This window comes from Anaerobacillus sp. ABA4_114, assembly GCF_056159065.1.
The window spans coordinates 151,685-170,583 of record NZ_JBSWUM010000001.1; the positions used below are offsets into that span (position 1 = coordinate 151,685).

Consider the following 18,899-nt stretch of genomic DNA (forward strand, 5'->3'; position numbering starts at 1 on the left):
TCGGGAATAGCACTCTTACAAAGGGAGGCATTCGTTATGAAGAAGTTAATCAAACGAGCGATTAAATACGGCCCGATCATCTATCCGATCGTAAGAAAGATGAGAAATAAAAGTAAAGCAAAGCGTATGTAAAAAACCCCGGTAAACCCGGGGTTTTTTGTGTATTAGTAAGTTGTAACCTGGAACAGCTTTTGAAGAATATACATGATGTATTTAAATGCTGACAATGTATTTTGATACTTAGAATAATCTACTGTATAGACCCCGTCCTCATTATCCCACATTCGCTCAAAATACCGATCGACTTCCTTTACTAGCTCAGAATCATTTGGGGCACTTAAGTGAATGTTAGTCTCCATATTGTAGTCGTCCAGATTTCTCGAAGTATAATTACTCGATCCTCCAATGATCGTACTTTCTTCTTGCCCTTTTACATACAGCATCTTAGTGTGAAACTGTTCTTTATTTGTGTCATACCATCGAATCGTTAAATAGTCGTCTCCTTGTTTATGAAGCTCGCCGGTAATAGGTAGGTTAGGCAAGCCCATCTTCTGGTGTCCGAATGCATTTTGGTTAGGGTCAAGGATCATACGGACGTTTACTTTCCGCTCAGTTGCGTCAACGATCGCATCGATGATGTCACGATCGGCGAGATAAAACATGCCGATGTTAATTTCATCGCCTTCCTGTGCATTGTCGATCGCAGTTACTACGCTATCTTGAATTTTACTTTCTGTGACGATCCTACCCTTGATGTCTGAGTCGCTTTCCTTATCTGATGACTTTACTGCAGGAAGTTTAGGAAACTCTGATAAATCTCCCCCGGAAAAAGCAGCTACCGCTTTCTCTGACTGAATCAAATCATTCAGTATGGAACCTTTTACGCGAAAAGCGATATTTGAATGAAATCCGCTCGCATCATGAGGGTTAGCTGACATGATGATACCCTCATCTTCTGTCATGACTGTTTTTCGATGGTTTGCTTTAATGTTGAATAAATCTAAGTAGGAACGCATCGTTACTTTTGGTGCTGTAGGTGCTAAAGGGTTAGGAATCCAGCCTGTTCCATTTTGACCAAACCATGATAACGTCATGCGCCATAATCCTGAATAAAACAAGTTAGGGTCACGTAAACGGTTAAGGTCCGTATAGACCACTTCAGCCCCCATCTCTCTTAGTTTATCGATTTGAGGAGCTTCGTGAGAATTGTACGTCGTATTAATTTCATCGCTGATCAAAACGACTTTCAATGATGGGTTTTCTTCCATTACTTCAATGACCGAATTTGATAGGTTCTCGCTGATAGTAGGATAATCTCTTTTCTCATTCGTGAATCCATTGAAAAGGAAAAGGTCTAATACGAGAAACTCGTCAGCTTCTCTAATCGTCTTATTCACTTCATCGAAAATAGAGTGATCATAAACTTCTTTTCCGTCTTTGTCGTACGTTAAGTCGTATAGAAATTCAACGTCATCACCTTGTAAAGAGTGCACGTCTCCGGCGTATGAAATGCCTTCAGGAAGAGGTTTGAAACGGTGATAGACTAGCACACCACTATAAATAAGTAGAAAGATACTTAATGCGATCCAACGTTTTTTCTTGTACCATGACTTCATTTGGTCGATCTCCTCAAAATTATTTACTTGTCATATACCCTTATAGGCTGAGGCTATAATCCTCTTTAACGAGGAAACACCTGAAACCTTTTGTGGAAAATTACGTAGAACATCGTAACAGGTAAATGAAACGGGGGATATGCTATGGATAAAAAACCAGATAGAGTTCTTTCTTTAAAAGGGTTAACAAAAAGGTACGGTGACAAACTTGTTTTAGATGACATCGACCTCGATGTATACGAGGGGCAGATTATCGGTTACATAGGGCCAAACGGTGCAGGAAAAAGCACAACAGTAAAGATCATGCTTGGACTTGAAGCAACATATGCAGGTGAGGTAGAGATATTCGGTGAGAATATAAAGCAGAATAACGTGGAGTACAAGTATAGGATTGGCTATGTACCGGAAATGGCTGATCTTTATGATAATTTATCTGCTCGAGAATACCTCTCGTTTACAGGAGAATTGTACGGAATGGACGCTGAACAGGCAGAGACAAAAGCGAGAGCGTTAATGGGCATATTTGATCTCGAAGAAGTCTTTGATTCTCGTATCTCATCCTATTCAAAGGGTATGAAACAAAAAGTGCTGCTCATTTCGAGTCTGTTGCATGATCCTGACCTCTTGTTTCTCGATGAGCCGATCAATGGTCTCGATGCAAATAGTGTGATGATCTTCAAAGAAATTCTCGCAAAACTATCTGAACAAGGTAAAACAATCTTCTATTCTTCACATATTATGGAGGTCGTTGAAAAAATCAGCAGCCGGATCTTGCTTCTTAACGAGGGAAAGATCGTTGCGGATGGAAGCTTCGAGGAGCTTAGGCAACAGAATAAGGAAGGCTCATTAGAAGAAATTTTTAACCAGCTGACTGGGTTTAAGGAATATAAGGATTTATCTGAGGAGTTTGTACAAATCGTACAGCGTGATAAGAGGTGAAAAACTTCAAATCGTTGCAGCTGTTAGATGTGTTTAAAGGACTCTTTGAAAAAGCGGGCATCGACTACAGTACGATGCGGCGCATTCTGCAGGTTAAACTTACGATGGATGGCAGACGAACCTCGACAGTAATGAGTCAGAATATGGGAAAAAGCAAAAGTGACAGTAATCAGTTTTTAAAATCACTCTGGTTTTATGCGTTTATTGGTTTGACGCTAGTACCAATCTTGTTTTTTGGTGAAAATTACATGTTTCAGGTGAGTTTGGTCCTCGGAGTGTTCATGTTTTTGATCATGACAACGATGATCTCTGATTTCTCTTCGGTCCTTCTCGATGTGAGAGATCAAACGATTCTAGGAACTAGACCGATTACAAGTAAAACGATCAGTGCTTCAAAAGCAGTTCACGTTACGATTTATTTATTCTTCGTAACCGCTGCAATCATAAGCATCCCTCTCATTATCGGTACGATTCGACACGGAGTATTATTTGGCTTGTTACTAGTATTCACAATCTTGCTTAGTAATCTGTTTATCGTAGCGATAACAGCTATGCTCTATTACCTTATTTTAAAGTTCTTTGGAGGAGAGCGGCTGAGAGATATGATCAACTATGTACAGATCGGCTTGTCGATTACGATCGTACTTGGTTATCAAGTTGTTGCACGTGCGTTTGAGTTCGTAGATTTAGAGGCAACCTTCACACCTGAATGGTGGACAGTATTTCTGCCTCCGGTATGGTTCAGTGCTCCGTTCGCCATCGTACTGAACGGTGAAACAGGAATTTATTATTATGTACTAACAGCACTTGCTCTTCTAGTTCCGATCCTTTCGTTTGTTGCTTATACGAAGATTCTCCCTGCATATGAAGAAAATCTTGTAAAACTAATGGATGAAACGACCAAGGTTTCGAAGCGAGGGCGATTTGATCTCTTTAAACGAATCGCTTCTTTCGTTACTCGAAGCAAGGAAGAGCATGCTTTTTATCATTTCGCTGAAAAGATGCTTAAGAACGAACGAGAGTTAAAATTGAAGATCTATCCATCGCTTGGCTTTGCGATGATCTTTCCGTTTGTTTTTCTTTACAATAATTATACAGCCGCAGGTTCATTCGAGGCGTTAGGAAGCGGTAGATCGTATTTATCGATTTATGCCGCATTGATGATGATTCCAGGTGTTGTCATTATGCTTCAGTATTCGAGTAAAAGTAAAGGAGCATGGATTTATCACGTTTCGCCAGTGACTGATTTAACAAACAGTATAAAAGGTACGCTAAAAGCACTCATTGTTCGTTTGTTTCTACCTGTGTACATCGCGGTAAGTGTGATTTATTTGGTGATATTCGGTGTTCGTATTCTCCCTGACCTTCTTATCGTTCTGCTCGTGACGCTCACCTACAGTGCTATTTGCTTTAAGATCATCAAAGGTACGCTCCCTTTCTCTGAGCCTTTTGAGAGCTGGAGTCAAAGCGATGGATGGAAGACGTTGCCCTTTACGCTATTGATACCTGTATTCGGGTTGATTCACTTTGGTGCAACATTAATTCCGTTCGGTGTTTGGATTTATCTAGCAGTTACGCTAGTCGTTACACCGCTTATTTGGAAATATGGATTGAAGAGAAGCCCCTCTAGTTGAGGAGCTTCTTTTTTTACTGTACCAATCCTATTTGAGCAGAGTATCTAGTTTAGACGATAAATTTGAAGTGATGTCCGGATTTGTGCCGTAAAAGAATGTGTGTGGATCGTCCGTGATGTGAATGTCAACAAGTCCTGCTGCTCGTAAGATGGAGAGATGATGATGGATGTTCCCCTTTGCCATCCCGATTTCCGAGACGATGTTCGTGAACGTGTAGATTCCTGTGGAAAGAAAACGAAGGATCGCAATCCTTCTTTCATCACTCAACGCTTTAGTGACCCTTAGAAGTTCTGCTTGATTACTTTCCTTTGTTCCTACTGGATAGGTGATAAATACTGTCTCATGAAATTGATCTATGAGAGACATCGGATAAAAGTGTGTACCTGGAATTAAATAGACGGCACGAATGTTTTCATTCAAGATAATGAATCGGGTTGCTTTTTGTACCATCCTAGCTGGTGTCGACGTTTCGAGCAGATGACTTTTCTGTAATGCATCGTTTCGTAAATCTTCCAGAATGGTCTGGTCGATTTTATCAAAATACTGAACTTTCCATTCCTTTAGTAATGAGATGAACTCATCTCGTTGTAACTCGAGGTCTGATGGTAGAGCGCTTTTTACATAGGGTGAAAGAAGCTCATACATGTTCCCGGCAGTTTGGGATTGTAACCATTCGAAGAAACCTTCGATGGTTTCTTCAGGACATTCCTTCATAAATAGAACTGACAAATCTTCGAAGTAGAGATCTTTTTTTGAAGCGATGCGTTCTTTTAAAGGTGAAGTGATAACGTTATCTACTTCTTGAGGCCATGTAGCACTTAACGCTAAGTATTTCATTTGTGTTTGCCTTTTATATAGCGAGAAACTTAATAGTAATTCATGTGCAGGGGAATAGAGCATCTTTACATCGAAGGTCATTGAAACTCCTCCTGTTTTTCTTTTTATTCTACCATTGTAATAACGATTAAGATATAGAGTTACAAATATATTGACCTGTTCAATCTGTTCAATTATTATTGAACTAACTGATGGGGAGGGGTTTTATGCAAACTTTTGTAGAATGTCAAACGAAAGTCATCGATCTCGTTCAAAACAAACGTTATGATCAGTCACTAGAGGTTATGGAGGAGGCCAAAACACAGTTTTCAGAAAAACGTGACCGCTTAGGACATTGGAAAGCCAACGTCTATTGTCTACAAGGAAAAACCAAAGAAGCGATCGGCGAATTACAGAGTGCCATCGACAATGGTTTTTGGTGGAATCCAGAAATTTTAACGACTGACCCTGAACTGAACTTATTAAAAGAAACAGAAGGATTTAAGAGGATTATCGATCAATGTGAAACACTTTTTCATGAAAATCTTAAACATGCTGGGTCATTTTTAAAAGTTGATGGAAATCCAAATGCCGAAGTTTCAGTGATGTCTTTGCATTGGAAAGGATCTAACGTAAAGGACTTTTCGCTAGAATGGAAAGATGATCGAATACTTAACAAGTATCATATTGCGTTTCCTCAGTCTTCTCAGCTGTTTAGCTATGGCTGTTTCTCATGGGATGATCCTAAGCAAACACAGAGAGATATCGAAGAAATGACTTCTCAGTTTTTAAATCAACACGAAAGGGGTCAAAAGCCAGTTATTCTTTCTGGTGCATCACAAGGGGGCGGTCGAGCAGTAGAATTAGCTCTAGAAAAAGGAGAATTCGAGTATTTCATCGCTGTGGTGCCAGCGTTTGAAGACTTAGCTAAATTAGAGAAACTAGCAATCGATAGTAAATCAAATGTGCGAGGCTGCGTGATCACTGGGGATCAAGATCCTTTCTATGAAACAGCTTTGAAAGCGGTTTCTTTACTTCGAAAGCACAGTGTTCCATGCAAGTTAATCGTAAAGGAAGGAATGGGTCATACATTCCCTCAGGACTTCCCAAAAGTGTTTGAAGAAGCGGTTCGATTTGTTCTGGAATAACATGAAAACGAGGCCTTTCATTTGTTGAAAGGCCTCGTTACTGATTTAAACATGTTTCTTAGCATAGAGAAACGCCATTCCTAACGATAGAACCATAATGACGAGAAGAAAAAGGTACGTTAGCTGAAATGAGCTCGCGCTGTAAGTCAATCCGTTTAGTTCAAGGAGGATACCTCCAAGAACTGCCCCTGAGGCACTACCAACAAATTGTACGAGTTGCTTCATCCCAATGCCTGTAGCGGTTTGGGACGAAGGCAGGATGCGTGAGACTTCGTTCGTTGTGCTCGACGATAAGCTTGAAAATCCAAAGCTTGTAAACATATAGCCAAACATCGTCATGTATGGATTGATCGGTGATAAGAAATAAAAGATGACTGTTGAGATTAAGAGTAGAAGGTGTGCGAGATAAATCACCTTCATGTTGCCGTAACGATCGAGCATCTTTCCAACATAAACGGCTGCCACAGCTGATAACATAGCACCTGGAAAAATAATATAACCTATGATCGAAGGTCCTTTGCCAAACACGTTTTGTAACATGAGGGGCATAAGGAGTAAGATTGCAAAGTGTGTCGTGAAACCCAAGTAGCTCATATAAAGAAGAAGACGATATCCCTGCTTTTTAAATAAGTCAGGTTGGATAAAAGGAACGGTTGTTTTCGTTATCCGAAGTGCGAGTAACACGATCGCAGCGATCCCAGCTACTAAATAGAGTAGGTTAAATGTTGATATAAACAACAAAAAGCTAGTAACGGACAACCCTGTTAGCACTGCACCAATAAAATCAAATGATCCTTTGCTTACTCCTTCTTCAGGCAGACGTTTAAACAAAACAGGGATCAGCACAAGTACGAATAACGTAACAACAAATAAATAGTTCCAATCAAGGTATTCCGTAATAATACCACCGATCACAGGCCCTAGACCGAACCCGAGGGAAGATGCTGATGCGATGAACGCCATTGCTCGTCCTCTTTTTTTCAGTGGGATAAACCTGCCTGCAAATACCATCGACAGTCCAGGAATTGCTGAAGCGCCAGTGGCCTGTAACAGTCTTGATGTAAGTAATAGCGCAAAACTTTCCGCGAAAAAACCAAGTAATGATCCGATACCAAAAATAACGATACCTGTTATGAGGAGACGCCGTATCGGGAGATAATCTGAAAGTCTCGTATACGTGATCGTTGAGACAGCCAGGATAATGGAATAACCCGAAACGATCCAGGCTCCGTCAGCCGGGCTCAGTTGAAATTCATTCAAGATGTTTGGAAGCGCGACGTTGAACATCGTTGTATTCATAACAACGAGCCATACAGCTGCGCTTAGTATGATGATCGTACGAAAATAGCCGTTTTCATGATTCGTCATGCTGTAAACCTCCTGGTGCTGCTTTAATGAAACAACACCAGCTTATTGTAAACCATTCTCTATACCAGAGTCCCATTTGACGGGTTGTCACCCTTCTTTTTTGCTCCCAATCGTTTTGCGAGTTCTTGCTTTGCTTGATTATACGTTAGGCCAGAGTTTGCATTCAGCTTCTTTACTTCTTCGATATCCGTTCCGGATTTCGTTTTCATCGTATCCACCACCTTTTCTTTAGTTTTTGAACGTTCATAAGGATTTATGTGGTGACATCGCAACATGTTATAATGCAGTCAGGATGAAAAACTAGAATAGATAGGATGACAAGATGAGAAACGAAGAGCGCGTGCAGGTTCAGCCGAAGCACAGAAAAAAGTTTCTGAACGGATACCCATTAATTTTTAAAGAAGCATTGGTAAACCCGGAGAAGTTAAAAACAGAGGGCACGATTATACAACTAGTAGATACCGATGGAACGTTTATTGGAAAAGGGTACTATGGAAGGCAGAACAAGGGTTATGGATGGGTCTTAACCCAGGATGCGAACGAGTCCATTGATGAAGGATTTTTTGTCAACAAACTACAGCAAGCACTTCAATACAGAAAGCCATTCTTCGAAGACCCAAATACGACTGCTTTTCGTATTGTGAATGGTGAAGGAGATGGACTCGGAGGTATTACGATCGATCGTTTTAACGATTATTACCTGATCAATTGGTATAGTGAAGGTGCTTACTCGTTTAAAAATGATGTTGTGAGTGCGTTAAAGAAACTCGTGGATTTCAAAGGCATCTATGAGAAAAAACGATTTGATTCAAAAGGGCAATATGTTGAAGACGATGATTTCGTTGCGGGTGAACGTGGTGAATTCCCACTTGTTGTAAAAGAAAACGGTGTGGATTTTGCCGTATACCTAAATGAAGGTGCAATGGTCGGCGTGTTCTTAGATCAGCGGCCTGTCAGGAAAATCATTCGAGATAAATATGCTGAAGGGAAACGGGTTTTAAACACGTTCTCTTACACTGGAGCGTTTTCAGTCTTCGCTTCGTTAGGTGGAGCGACCCATACGACGAGTGTTGATCTTGCGAATCGAAGCTTAAATAAAACGATCGAGCAGTTTAGTTTGAATGGTATCGATTATGAATCAGAAAACATTTTAGTGATGGATGTATTTAAGTACTTTAAGTACGCTGTGAAGAAAAACCTTAAGTTTGATATGGTCATTCTTGATCCACCTAGCTTTGCTCGTTCTAAGAAACATACGTTCAGTGCAGCAAAGGATTACAAAAATCTTTTGAAGGAAACGATCGCCATAACAGAAGATAAGGGGATTATCGTCGCTTCAACCAATTATAGTGGTTATGATATGAGGAAGTTTAAGACGTTTATTGATCAGGCGTTTAAAGAAACCGGTGGAAAATATCGGCTGCTTGAGGAATATTCTCTTCCTGAAGATTTTCGTACAACGAAAGAATTTCGAGAAGGAGATTATTTAAAAGTCGTCTTTATCGAGAAAATTAAAGGCTGAAGATGACAAGAAACCCCGCTTCTATGCGGGGTGATTTTTTTGACATAATAAGTGGGATTTCCGCTCCAGGATGCTCGCTTTCCGCGGGGCGGGCGGTGTGCCTCCTCGGCGCTCTTAACGCGCGCCTGTGGGGTCACACCTGTCCCGCTCAGCCCGCAGGAGTCGAGCATCCTTCCGCTCCAATCATCGATATTACAAGGTTAAGATGAACGAAAGCAAATTAATGCAGCTAAACAAATAACATAGTGACATTAAATATGAAAATTAATCATAGGCAATCGTTTTCTTGCTTTTAAATTAATCTCTTATTACCCCGCAATCATGCGGGGTTTTTTCATTATAGCCTTTTCGTAGAAATTGCTTCTCTCATGCGCTGGAGAGAGTCTTTCGCTTTCTCTTTTCTCGCGATCATGACATTTACGTAGAGAGCGTCTACGAGACTTAGTTGAGCAATTCTCGATGCAAATGCTTCAGAGCGAAATTCTGTTTCTTGTGAAACAGTGTATAGTGAAATATCAGCTTTTTTACTTAGTGGGGAGGTGGCAAGGTTTGTTATTGCAATGGTCGTAGCACCACTTTCATTTGCAATATCGGCTACCCGAATCATGTCTTTGTTCGTGCCAGAGTGAGAAATGAGAATCGCAAGGTCACTTTCCGTTAGTTGAGAAGCACTCATGATCTGCAAGTGCGCGTCACTGTACGCAGCTGTTCTTAACCCTGTCCGAATGAATTTATGCTGAGCATCCATAGCGATGATTCCTGAGCCGCCGTTTCCATAAAACTCGATCCGATCAGCTTTAAGAAGGGCTTCTACAGCATTTTCTATACTACTGTTCTCGAGAATGTGTAGCGTATCTTCGAGCGTTCTAATATTTGAACGAAGAACTTTCTCTGCTATATCTTTTTTTGAATCGGTTTCTGATATGGTTTCATGAATATCTTGAATCGGGTTGACGATTTCCGCTGCAAGCGCGATTTTCATCGCTTGAAACCCTTTGAAGCCTATCCGTTTGCAAAACCGAAAAACCGTTGCATCAGCTACTCCTAAGTCTTCTGCAACCTGATTGATCGTGCTATGTATGATCTTGCTTGAGTGATTTAAGATATAATCCGCTACTTGCCGCTCCTTTTCACTAAACTGAGAGTAGGATGAGCGAATTCTAGGAAGACAGTGACGGGTTTCAGTGCTAGACATTAACATTCTCCTCTCACGATACCTTATCTCCTTATTGTAACCGATTACATAATTAATGAAAATAGATTTCTTGGAAGCGGTTGCAATAAAAAATATTTATTGTATAATTCGCTTATAGGAAATATTTTTTCTTTCCAGAATGTACATAGCTTTCCAATTTTGACACTTTACTCATTTATGTAAGCGATTCCTCATTGACGTCGCAATTATTGACGAAGCGATCGAAGAGGTTAGTACACAGGAAAATAAAGGAGGATAAAATCATGTCGGGTAATATGCTGATTCTGTTAGCCGTTCTTGCTATCTTTGTACTTTTATTTCTAGTTATCAGAACAAAATTACACGCGTTCGTTTCATTATTACTAGTAAGTTTATTAGTAGGAATTGCGGCAGGTATGCCATTAGATGGTGTGATCGAATCGGTTAAGAACGGTATGGGTGGAACCCTTGGGTTCGTAGCTGTGGTCGTTGGTTTAGGTGCCATGTTCGGACAGATGCTAGAAGTTTCTGGTGGTGCTGAACGCCTTGCACAAACGCTTATCAAAAAGTTCGGAGAAGGAAGAGCTCAGTGGGCACTTGGTTTAACGGGTTTTATTGTAGCGATTCCGGTCTTCTTTGATGTTGGTTTTATCATCCTTGTCCCACTTGTCTATAGTCTCGCAAAAAAAACAGGGAAGTCGCTGCTCCATTATGCGATTCCGCTATTAGCAGGACTTGCGGTTACGCATAGCTTTATTCCGCCGACTCCAGGACCCATCGCAGTTGCGGATTTAATTGGAGCTGATCTTGGCTGGGTAATTCTCTTTGGTGTATTAGCGGGTATCCCCTCTATGATCATTGCAGGTCCTTTATTCGGACGTTATATCGGTAAGAAAATTCATGCGACAGTACCAGATTACATGGAAATCGAAGAAAAAGAATATGATAAAGAGCTCCCAAGCTTTTGGCTCGTTACGAGCTTGATTTCGATTCCGCTCGTGTTGATTCTAGCGAACACGCTATCTGATCTTCTGATTGAAGATGGAAGCTCGCTCGTTCCATTACGCTCTTTCTTAACGTTTATGGGACATCCTTTCGTGGCATTGACGATCGCGACAATCCTTGCATTCATTCTACTTGGAACATTACGTGGGTATACGAAGGAAGATGTGCAGGGTATAGCGAATAAAGCACTTGAGCCTGCGGGAATCATCATTCTTGTAACAGGTGCAGGTGGTGTTTTTAAACAGGTGTTGATCGATTCCGGTGTTGGACAGGTATTAGGTGAAAAGATGGCCTCTTCACCATTACCTCCAATTCTATTGGCTTTCTTAATCGCTGCTGCTGTACGTGTTGCTCAAGGTTCTGCCACCGTTTCGATGGTAACCGCTGCAGGTCTTATGTCACCACTCATCACAAGCATGGATATGCAAGGGCCGGTATTAGGTATGATGGTAATTGCCATTGCAGCTGGTGCAACGGTTTTATCTCACGTGAACGATTCTGGTTTCTGGCTAGTGAATAGATTCTTAGGATTAAATGAAAAAGACACATTAAAATCGTGGACCGTTATGGAAACGTTAATCGGTCTAGTCGGATTCGCCGTTGTGTTTGTATGTAGTTTCTTTATTGGATAATAGAAGTCGAATGCGAGCGGTATGCTCGCATTTTGTTATTACACCTAACTAGAGGAGGAGATTCCTTTGAAAAATAGATTTATGATCGGCGTTGATATTGGAACGACGAGTACCAAAGCTGTTTTATTTGATGAAAAAGGTCATCCAGTTACAAAGCATAGCGTTGAATATCCGCTTTTAACCCCTAAACCAGGTATTGCTGAACAGAACCCCGAAGAGATTTTACTTGCGGTTGTTAAGTCGATTCGAGAAGTACTGACTGAGGAGAGTCTTTCTGCAGAGAGCATTTCATTCGTGTCTTTCAGTTCTGCCATGCATAGTCTGATAGCTGTCGATTCTGAAGGGAAGCCGATGACAAACTGCATCACATGGGCGGATAACAGAAGTGCGAAGTGGGCTGAAAAAATCAAGTCAGAGATGAATGGGCATGACATTTACTTGCGGACAGGTACTCCAATCCATCCGATGTCTCCTTTATCAAAATTAGTATGGCTAAAAAACGAGAAAGAGGAGTTGTTTACATCAGCTTCCAAGTTTATTTCGATCAAAGAATATGTGTTCTATCGCTTTTTCCATACGTACGTAGTCGATTATTCGATTGCATCTGCAACGGGACTATTCAACCTTGAACAACTTAATTGGGATGAAGAGGCTCTATCTGTGGCAGGTATTACTGAAGAGAAACTATCTCTACCAGTCTCGACTACTAGGGTCATAGAGGGATTGAAAGAACCATACATCGATGAAACAGGATTAAGTGCTTCTACTAAATTTATCGTTGGAGCAAGTGATGGGGTTTTATCAAACCTAGGTGTTGATGCGATCGAGCCAGGCGTTGTCGCGGTAACGATCGGAACGAGTGGAGCTATTCGTGCTGTCACTGATCGACCTGTCACAGATCCACATGGACGAATCTTTTGTTATGCGCTCACTGAAAACAAGTGGGTGATCGGAGGGCCTGTCAATAATGGGGGGATAACGTTCCGCTGGGTCAGAGATCAATTCGCAGCTTCTGAAATGGAAACGGCGAAACGTCTTGGTATCGACACGTACGAAATCTTAACTAGAATCGCAGAGCAAGTGCGACCAGGGGCAGATGGGTTAATTTTTCACCCTTACCTTGCGGGAGAACGTGCTCCACTATGGAACTCAGATGCAAGAGGCAGCTTCTTCGGTCTTGCGATGCACCATAAGAAAGAGCATATGATTCGAGCGGTTTTAGAAGGCGTTATCTTCAATCTATATAGTGTCCTAGAGGCTCTAAAGGAACTGATCGGCGAACCGAATCAAATTAAAGCGACTGGCGGTTTCTCAAGATCAGCTCTGTGGCGTCAAATGATGGCGGATATTTTTAATGAAGAAGTCATCGTTCCTGAAAGTTATGAAAGCTCTTGCCTTGGTGCGATCGTCCTAGGGATGGAGGCGTTAGGAGAAATCGATTCTTACAAAATCGTATCAGACCTCGTTGGTAGCACGTATGCGCACCAGCCTGAAGAAGAAAGCGTGAAGTTATATGCTGAACTATTACCGATTTACATGAGTATTTCGAACAAGCTAACTGAAGAATATAAAGCTATTTCAGCATTTCAGACGAACGTATTAGGGAAATGATGAAAAAAGGACAGCACCGCTTCGGTGCTGTCCTTTTAGCTTACTGGTAGATGGCTTCATGTAACATCGACGTAGCCTGATCGAGCTTAACGTCTTTCGTTAATACGATTTCACTTATGAGAAACTGCTGAGCGTTTTCAAGCAGCTTTTTATCGTCTGTTCCTAGTGGTCTTTTCTTGTTGAGGGTAACCAGTTCGCGAATCACTTCTACGTGGTTACGAATATCCCCGGTTTTAAGCTTATTCATATTATCGCGGTATCGCTGGTTTCGATTGGCATTTGGTTCAGCATCAAGCTCAGCATCAGCATGGAATGTTGTTAGAATATCGTCCATTTTACTCGAATCCAACACTTCACGGATATTCAAATTCTCCATTTTATCCTTCGGTATCATCACCTGGATATCGCGAAATGAAATATTAAGAATATAATAGAGCTGTGTTTCGCCCAGAATCTCTTTTTCTTCAATAGCTTCAATTACACCTGCACCGTACATGGGATAAAAAACTTTGTCGCCTACCTCAAACAAGCGCCCACCTCCAAAATATTTAATTATAGCACAACTACTATTATATCATAAATAGAAAATGCACACTAATTTTAATTTATTTAAATTTCTTTACCTCTATAATTGATGGATCGCAACCAACTCCTATACAATTGATAAAAGCGTTATCATTTTGTATTTATAGGAGGCTTCCGTTATGAATCTCGCAATGTTAAGTTTTTGGCACGTTCACGCAAAGGATTATGCGAAAGAAGCACTCGATCATCCTGAAACACACATTACAGCGGTTTGGGATGAATATGAGGAGCGAGGTAGAAGTGAAGCACAAAAGTGGGGAGCAGAGTACATAGACAGTATCGACGATCTTCTAAGACGCGATACGATCGATGGAGTGGTCGTTACATCTCCAACGAACATGCACAAAGATCTTATAATAAAAGCAGCCAAAGCGGGAAAACACATTTTTACAGAAAAGGTTCTGGCGGCAACAGAAGAGGAAGCACTAGAAATCATCGAAACGGTGAAGCAAGAGGGTGTAAAGCTGTTCGTTTCATTGCCGAGAGTGTATGACGGCTATACGAAAGCGATACAAGATATCCTCGCCTCAGGTGAGATCGGTGACATCACGCAATCTAGAGTGCGTCTTGCTCATGATGGAGCGATAGCAGACTGGTTACCGCATCATTTCTATGACGTAGAAACGTGCCAGGGTGGAGCGCTAATCGATTTAGGATGTCATCCAGTTTACTTAACGAGGCTGTTTCAAGGAATGCCTCAGCGGATCTCTGCGCAATTTGGGTATATGACTGGAAAAGAAGTTGAAGACCAAGCTGTTGTAACCTTTCAATATGGATCAGGTTCATTTGGCATTATTGAAACAGGATTCGTTAACCCTCATTCACCTTTTACAATTGAATTGCATGGAACGAAAGGGTCAGTTTTATATAGGGCAGATGAAGGTCATTTGTTACTAAACACTGGAAATGGATTCGAGAAAGTTTCAATCCCAGCTGATCGACCTTCTCCATTCAACCAATGGGTGGAACATGTGAAACATAACAAACGCACGGATGAAAACATTGCACTAGCACTCGATCTAACGGTGTTGATGGAAGCATCTTATCGTTCTGTGCAGCAAGAGTCTGAAGTTGCGATCATTTCATAGAATAACCCGCCTGGCATCATGCCAGGCGGGTTTCGTTTACTCGTCAATCGAAATATGTTTGAATGCTGTTACATCGAATAGACCTTTGTCAGTGAGCTTTAGTTCCGGAATGACTGGAAGGCTTAGAAAAGAGAGGGTTAGAAAGGGGTTGAAATGTTCGGGAGCGCCTATTTCTTTCAGAGCGATGTCTAGCTCAAGCAGCCCTTTGTTAACAGCTTGATACCCTTTGTCTGAAAGAAGACCTGCAATCGGTAACGGCAATTCACCGATTACTTCCTCATCCCTTACAACCACTAGTCCTCCGCCTATTTGTTTAAGAGCATCGATTGCTGATAGGATATCCTCGTCGTTTGTGCCCGCAACGATTACATTATGGGAGTCATGACCGACTGTAGTGGCGATCGCACCTTTCTCAAAACCGAGACCTTTCACAATTCCAAGACCGATGTTTCCTGTATGATGATGCCTTTCAATAACGGCTAACTTCATAAGGTCAGCTTCTTTGGAAGGTATAAATGTGTTCTCAGTTGTCTCTACGTCAAGTGTGAGGTGCTTCGTCACAATCTGGTTAGGGACAATCTCAATAACGTTCGCACGTTTACTTTCAAGTGTAATACGTAAGCTTTCTTGCGTGATCGTCTGTATGTTTACTGTGTTACGAATCTCTTGAGAGGAGAGAGGTTTAGGTTTAAATGAAGTCGTACCGTCTTCGGCGACAAGTTTTCCTTCTCGAAAGACTTGGTAGATATCAAACGTTTCTAGATCGTTCATCACTAGAAAATCTGCATCTAGACCAGGGGCGATGGCTCCTTTATTAAGTCCATAACATTCAGCTACATTGAGTGAAGCCATCTGAATGGCAAGGTAGGGGTCGATCCCATGTTTGATTGCTAGACGAATATTATGATCGACACTTCCTTCTGAAATAAGGTCGTCCATATGTTTATCATCCGTACAAAACAGAAAGCGCCTTGCATTCTGAGGAGTGACCGCTGGTAAGATCTGCTTCATGTTTTTTGCGACTGAGCCCTCACGTATCAAAACATACATGCCTCTTTGTATGCGTTCTAATGCCTCTTCAGCTGACACACATTCATGATCTGTATTGATGCCTGCAGATTTATATACGTTTAGTGCATGGCTAGGAAGACCAGCTGCATGTCCATCGATTTTCTTATCGTATCGGTGGGCATCAAGAAGCTTATCCATCATCGATGGGTCTGTATGTTTGACGGAAGGGTAGTCCATAACCTCAGCAAGACCAAGAACACGAGGGTGATTGTAAAAAGGTTCCAAGTCATTGGCGGTTAGAACGGCTCCAGCGTTTTCATAAGGCGTGGATGGAACACAAGATGGAAGCATGAAGAAAACATCCATCGGTATGTTCTCTGAGTCATCGATCATATACGAAATCCCCTCCGCTCCAAGCACATTACCGATTTCATGGGGGTCGGTAATAACAGTTGTGACACCATGTGGGAGAACGGCTTTTGAGAATTGTGAAGGGGAAACCATGGCGGATTCGATATGGACGTGTGCATCGATTAGAGCTGGTACGAGGATTTTTTGTTTGGCATCGATCGTTTCTTTTCCTTCAAAAGCCCCTATCCCAACAAACTTTCCATCTGTAATCGCAACATCGCCGGCAATGAGACGTAGATTATAGATATCTAATATCCTTGCGTTTTTAATAACGGTATCTGCAGCACGGTCACCTGATGCGGTTTGAATTCTTTTAATAAATTGTTCCATTCTTGTGATATCTCCTCTCGTTCTGGAATTCTCCAGCCTGACAGGGGATGATACGTAAGTGATCATCGTAGTCAAACCATTTCCGGTAGTTTGGTAGAAACTTTTGGACCTTATCTCCAAAATTATACGAAGCTTTCTGATAGCGATTAATAAGGTATTCTATACATTCTCCATCGCAACGTCAATTCATGCTTCTAAAATTACTTTTACAAGTATATTGATAATTATGGAGATTGCGAGTAGAATTAAGTAAGCGATATCATAGAAGCGCTTTTTTTATTACACAATTGAGCAAACGTTTGCACTTACAGGTAACTCTTTTTTATAAATTGATGGGGGTGTAGGAGAATGAATAGAGTTTGGTGGAAAGAAGCAGTCGGTTATCAAATATATCCCCGCAGCTTTCAGGACTCCAACGGTGATGGAATTGGTGATTTGCAAGGGATTATAGAACGACTTGATTATATTAAAGATTTAGGGATCGACGTCATTTGGATTTGTCCGATGTATAAGTCTCCAAACGATGACAATGGGTATGATATTTCGGATTATCAAGATATTATGGACGACTTCGGAACAATGGAGGATTTTGATCTTCTACTTCGTGAAGTGCACAAGCGTGGAATGAAGTTGATCATCGACCTTGTACTGAACCATACGAGTGACGAGCACAGATGGTTTATTGAATCTCGTTCTTCAAAGGAAAATCCAAAGCGTGATTGGTACATTTGGCGAGATGGTAAAGAAGGACATGAACCAAACAACTGGGAAAGTATCTTTGGAGGTTCTGCGTGGGAGTACGATGAGACAACTGCTCAGTATTACCTGCATGTTTTTTCAACGAAACAGCCTGACCTAAATTGGGAGAACTCAGATGTCCGTGATGCCTTATATGAAACCGTAAACTGGTGGCTCGATAAAGGAATCGATGGCTTCCGCATCGATGCGATCAGTCATATTAAAAAGCGCCCTGGTCTACCGGATATGCCTAACCCTAAAGATGAGAAGTATGTTTCATCTTTCGATATGCATATGAATCAGGAAGGCATTCAGCTTTTCCTTGAAGAATTTAAGAATAAGACGTACGCAAACTACGATGTTATGACAGTCGGTGAAGCAAACGGTGTTTCGATCGATCAAGCAGATCAATGGGTCGGTAAAGAACAAGGTAAGATGGACATGATATTCCAGTTTGAGCACCTTGGACTATGGGATGCTGAAGAAAACAGTGAATTAGATATCGTTGAATTGAAGAAAGTGTTGACTCGTTGGCAGAAAGGCCTCGAGAATGATGGATGGAATGCTCTTTTCGTAGAGAATCATGATAAACCGCGTGTCGTCTCTACATGGGGAAATGACAAAGAATTCTGGAAGGAAAGCGCGACTTCAATGGGTGCGATGTATTTCCTCATGCAAGGAACGCCTTTTATCTACCAGGGACAAGAAATTGGAATGACGAACGTTCAGTTCCCATCGATCGATGATTATGATGATGTAGCTGATAAAAATCGCTATCGTATTCAGCGAGAAAAAGGCGTATCTCATGAAGATATCATGAAAGTGATCTGGGCATCGTCCAGAGATAATAGTCGTACACCGATGCAGTGGAACACGGATTCGAACGCTGGATTTACAACAGGGACTCCTTGGATGAAAGTAAACCCTAACTACAAGGAAATCAACGTTGCAAAACAAGAACAAGAAGAAGGATCCGTGCTTTCATTCTATAAGGATATGATTTCTCTAAAAAAAGAAAATCCTGTTTTCACGTATGGAGCTTATGATCTGATCCTTAAAGATCATAAACAAATTTACGCTTATACGCGTACGACAAGTGACGATCGCGTCGTGGTGATCACGAACCTTTCGACTGAAGCAGCAGAGTTTACGGCTGACTTAGATTTGAAGCATCAAAACCTGTTGCTTCATAATTACGACATCGAAAAAAGTGAGAGCACAGCTTTAGTCCTAAAACCATATGAAGCAAGAGTGTATAGAATTTAATCGAT

15 protein-coding genes and 1 riboswitch are annotated in these 18,899 nt (G+C 41.4%); of the genes, 8 read left to right on the top strand and 7 right to left on the bottom strand.

The genetic code is table 11. The features are described 5' to 3' along the window. Positions 1-164 precede the first annotated feature (164 nt). Entirely contained in the window at positions 165-1,616 is a 1,452-nt protein-coding gene (locus tag ACXAEY_RS00745; RefSeq protein WP_474809794.1) for a phospholipase D family protein, read from the bottom strand. Between the two features lie 144 nt (positions 1,617-1,760). Between ACXAEY_RS00745 and ACXAEY_RS00750 the strand changes: the two genes are divergently transcribed. Then, entirely contained in the window at positions 1,761-2,555 is a 795-nt protein-coding gene (locus ACXAEY_RS00750) for an ABC transporter ATP-binding protein (protein ID WP_474809795.1), read from the top strand. Further along, positions 2,552-4,189 (top strand): hypothetical protein, encoded by a 1,638-nt coding sequence (locus ACXAEY_RS00755; RefSeq protein ID WP_474809796.1) that lies wholly within the window; start codon positions 2,552-2,554, stop codon positions 4,187-4,189. The genes ACXAEY_RS00750 and ACXAEY_RS00755 overlap by 4 nt, the downstream gene beginning before the upstream one ends. A 27-nt stretch (positions 4,190-4,216) precedes the next feature. Here the strand turns inward: ACXAEY_RS00755 and ACXAEY_RS00760 are convergent, their stop codons facing one another. Then, entirely contained in the window at positions 4,217-5,107 is an 891-nt protein-coding gene (locus tag ACXAEY_RS00760) for an ArsR/SmtB family transcription factor (RefSeq protein ID WP_474809798.1), read from the bottom strand. Positions 5,108-5,232: 125 nt separating this feature from the next. Here ACXAEY_RS00760 and ACXAEY_RS00765 point away from each other — a divergent pair, with 125 nt between their 5' ends. Continuing rightward, entirely contained in the window at positions 5,233-6,153 is a 921-nt protein-coding gene (locus tag ACXAEY_RS00765) for an alpha/beta hydrolase (protein WP_474809800.1), read from the top strand. Positions 6,154-6,198: 45 nt separating this feature from the next. On the opposite strand, the gene ACXAEY_RS00770 is transcribed toward ACXAEY_RS00765, so the two are convergent. Then, a complete protein-coding gene (locus tag ACXAEY_RS00770) occupies positions 6,199-7,521 on the bottom strand; it encodes an MFS transporter (RefSeq protein WP_474809802.1) in 1,323 nt (440 codons plus the stop codon). Positions 7,522-7,580: 59 nt separating this feature from the next. Then, a complete protein-coding gene (locus tag ACXAEY_RS00775; RefSeq protein WP_270180549.1) occupies positions 7,581-7,730 on the bottom strand; it encodes a hypothetical protein in 150 nt (49 codons plus the stop codon). Between the two features lie 113 nt (positions 7,731-7,843). On the opposite strand from ACXAEY_RS00775, the gene ACXAEY_RS00780 reads away from it, so the two are divergent. After that, complete coding sequence (locus tag ACXAEY_RS00780) at positions 7,844-9,043, top strand: class I SAM-dependent rRNA methyltransferase (RefSeq protein ID WP_474809805.1); 1,200 nt, start codon at positions 7,844-7,846, stop codon at positions 9,041-9,043. A gap of 337 nt (positions 9,044-9,380) precedes the next feature. Here ACXAEY_RS00780 and ACXAEY_RS00785 read toward each other — a convergent pair whose 3' ends face one another. After that, positions 9,381-10,238 carry a MurR/RpiR family transcriptional regulator gene (locus ACXAEY_RS00785; protein ID WP_270180547.1) on the bottom strand — a complete coding sequence of 286 codons (858 nt, stop codon included), beginning with the start codon at positions 10,236-10,238 and terminating at the stop codon, positions 9,381-9,383. A 263-nt stretch (positions 10,239-10,501) separates the two neighbouring features. Between ACXAEY_RS00785 and ACXAEY_RS00790 the strand changes: the two genes are divergently transcribed. Together ACXAEY_RS00790 and gntK are read left to right on the top strand one after the other, a co-directional pair. Then, a complete protein-coding gene (locus ACXAEY_RS00790) occupies positions 10,502-11,854 on the top strand; it encodes a GntP family permease (RefSeq protein ID WP_270180546.1) in 1,353 nt (450 codons plus the stop codon). 81 nt (positions 11,855-11,935) lie between these two features. Then, positions 11,936-13,465 (top strand): gluconokinase, encoded by a 1,530-nt coding sequence (gntK, locus tag ACXAEY_RS00795; protein WP_474814691.1) that lies wholly within the window; start codon positions 11,936-11,938, stop codon positions 13,463-13,465. A 40-nt stretch (positions 13,466-13,505) separates the two neighbouring features. Here the strand turns inward: gntK and ACXAEY_RS00800 are convergent, their stop codons facing one another. Then, positions 13,506-13,994, bottom strand: a complete 489-nt coding sequence (locus ACXAEY_RS00800) for a CarD family transcriptional regulator (RefSeq protein WP_270180545.1) — start codon at positions 13,992-13,994, stop codon at positions 13,506-13,508. Positions 13,995-14,169: 175 nt separating this feature from the next. On the opposite strand from ACXAEY_RS00800, the gene ACXAEY_RS00805 reads away from it, so the two are divergent. Next, positions 14,170-15,138, top strand: coding sequence for a Gfo/Idh/MocA family protein (locus tag ACXAEY_RS00805; protein ID WP_474809808.1), 969 nt, complete (start codon positions 14,170-14,172; stop codon positions 15,136-15,138). 36 nt (positions 15,139-15,174) lie between these two features. On the opposite strand, the gene ade is transcribed toward ACXAEY_RS00805, so the two are convergent. Next, on the bottom strand, positions 15,175-16,890 hold the full coding sequence (gene ade / locus ACXAEY_RS00810; protein WP_474809810.1) for an adenine deaminase: 1,716 nt from the start codon (positions 16,888-16,890) through the stop codon (positions 15,175-15,177). Between the two features lie 48 nt (positions 16,891-16,938). Continuing rightward, a riboswitch (purine riboswitch) is annotated at positions 16,939-17,040 on the bottom strand. Between the two features lie 198 nt (positions 17,041-17,238). Here ade and ACXAEY_RS00815 point away from each other — a divergent pair. After that, a complete protein-coding gene (locus ACXAEY_RS00815) occupies positions 17,239-18,894 on the top strand; it encodes a glycoside hydrolase family 13 protein (protein WP_474809811.1) in 1,656 nt (551 codons plus the stop codon). Positions 18,895-18,899 lie beyond the last annotated feature (5 nt).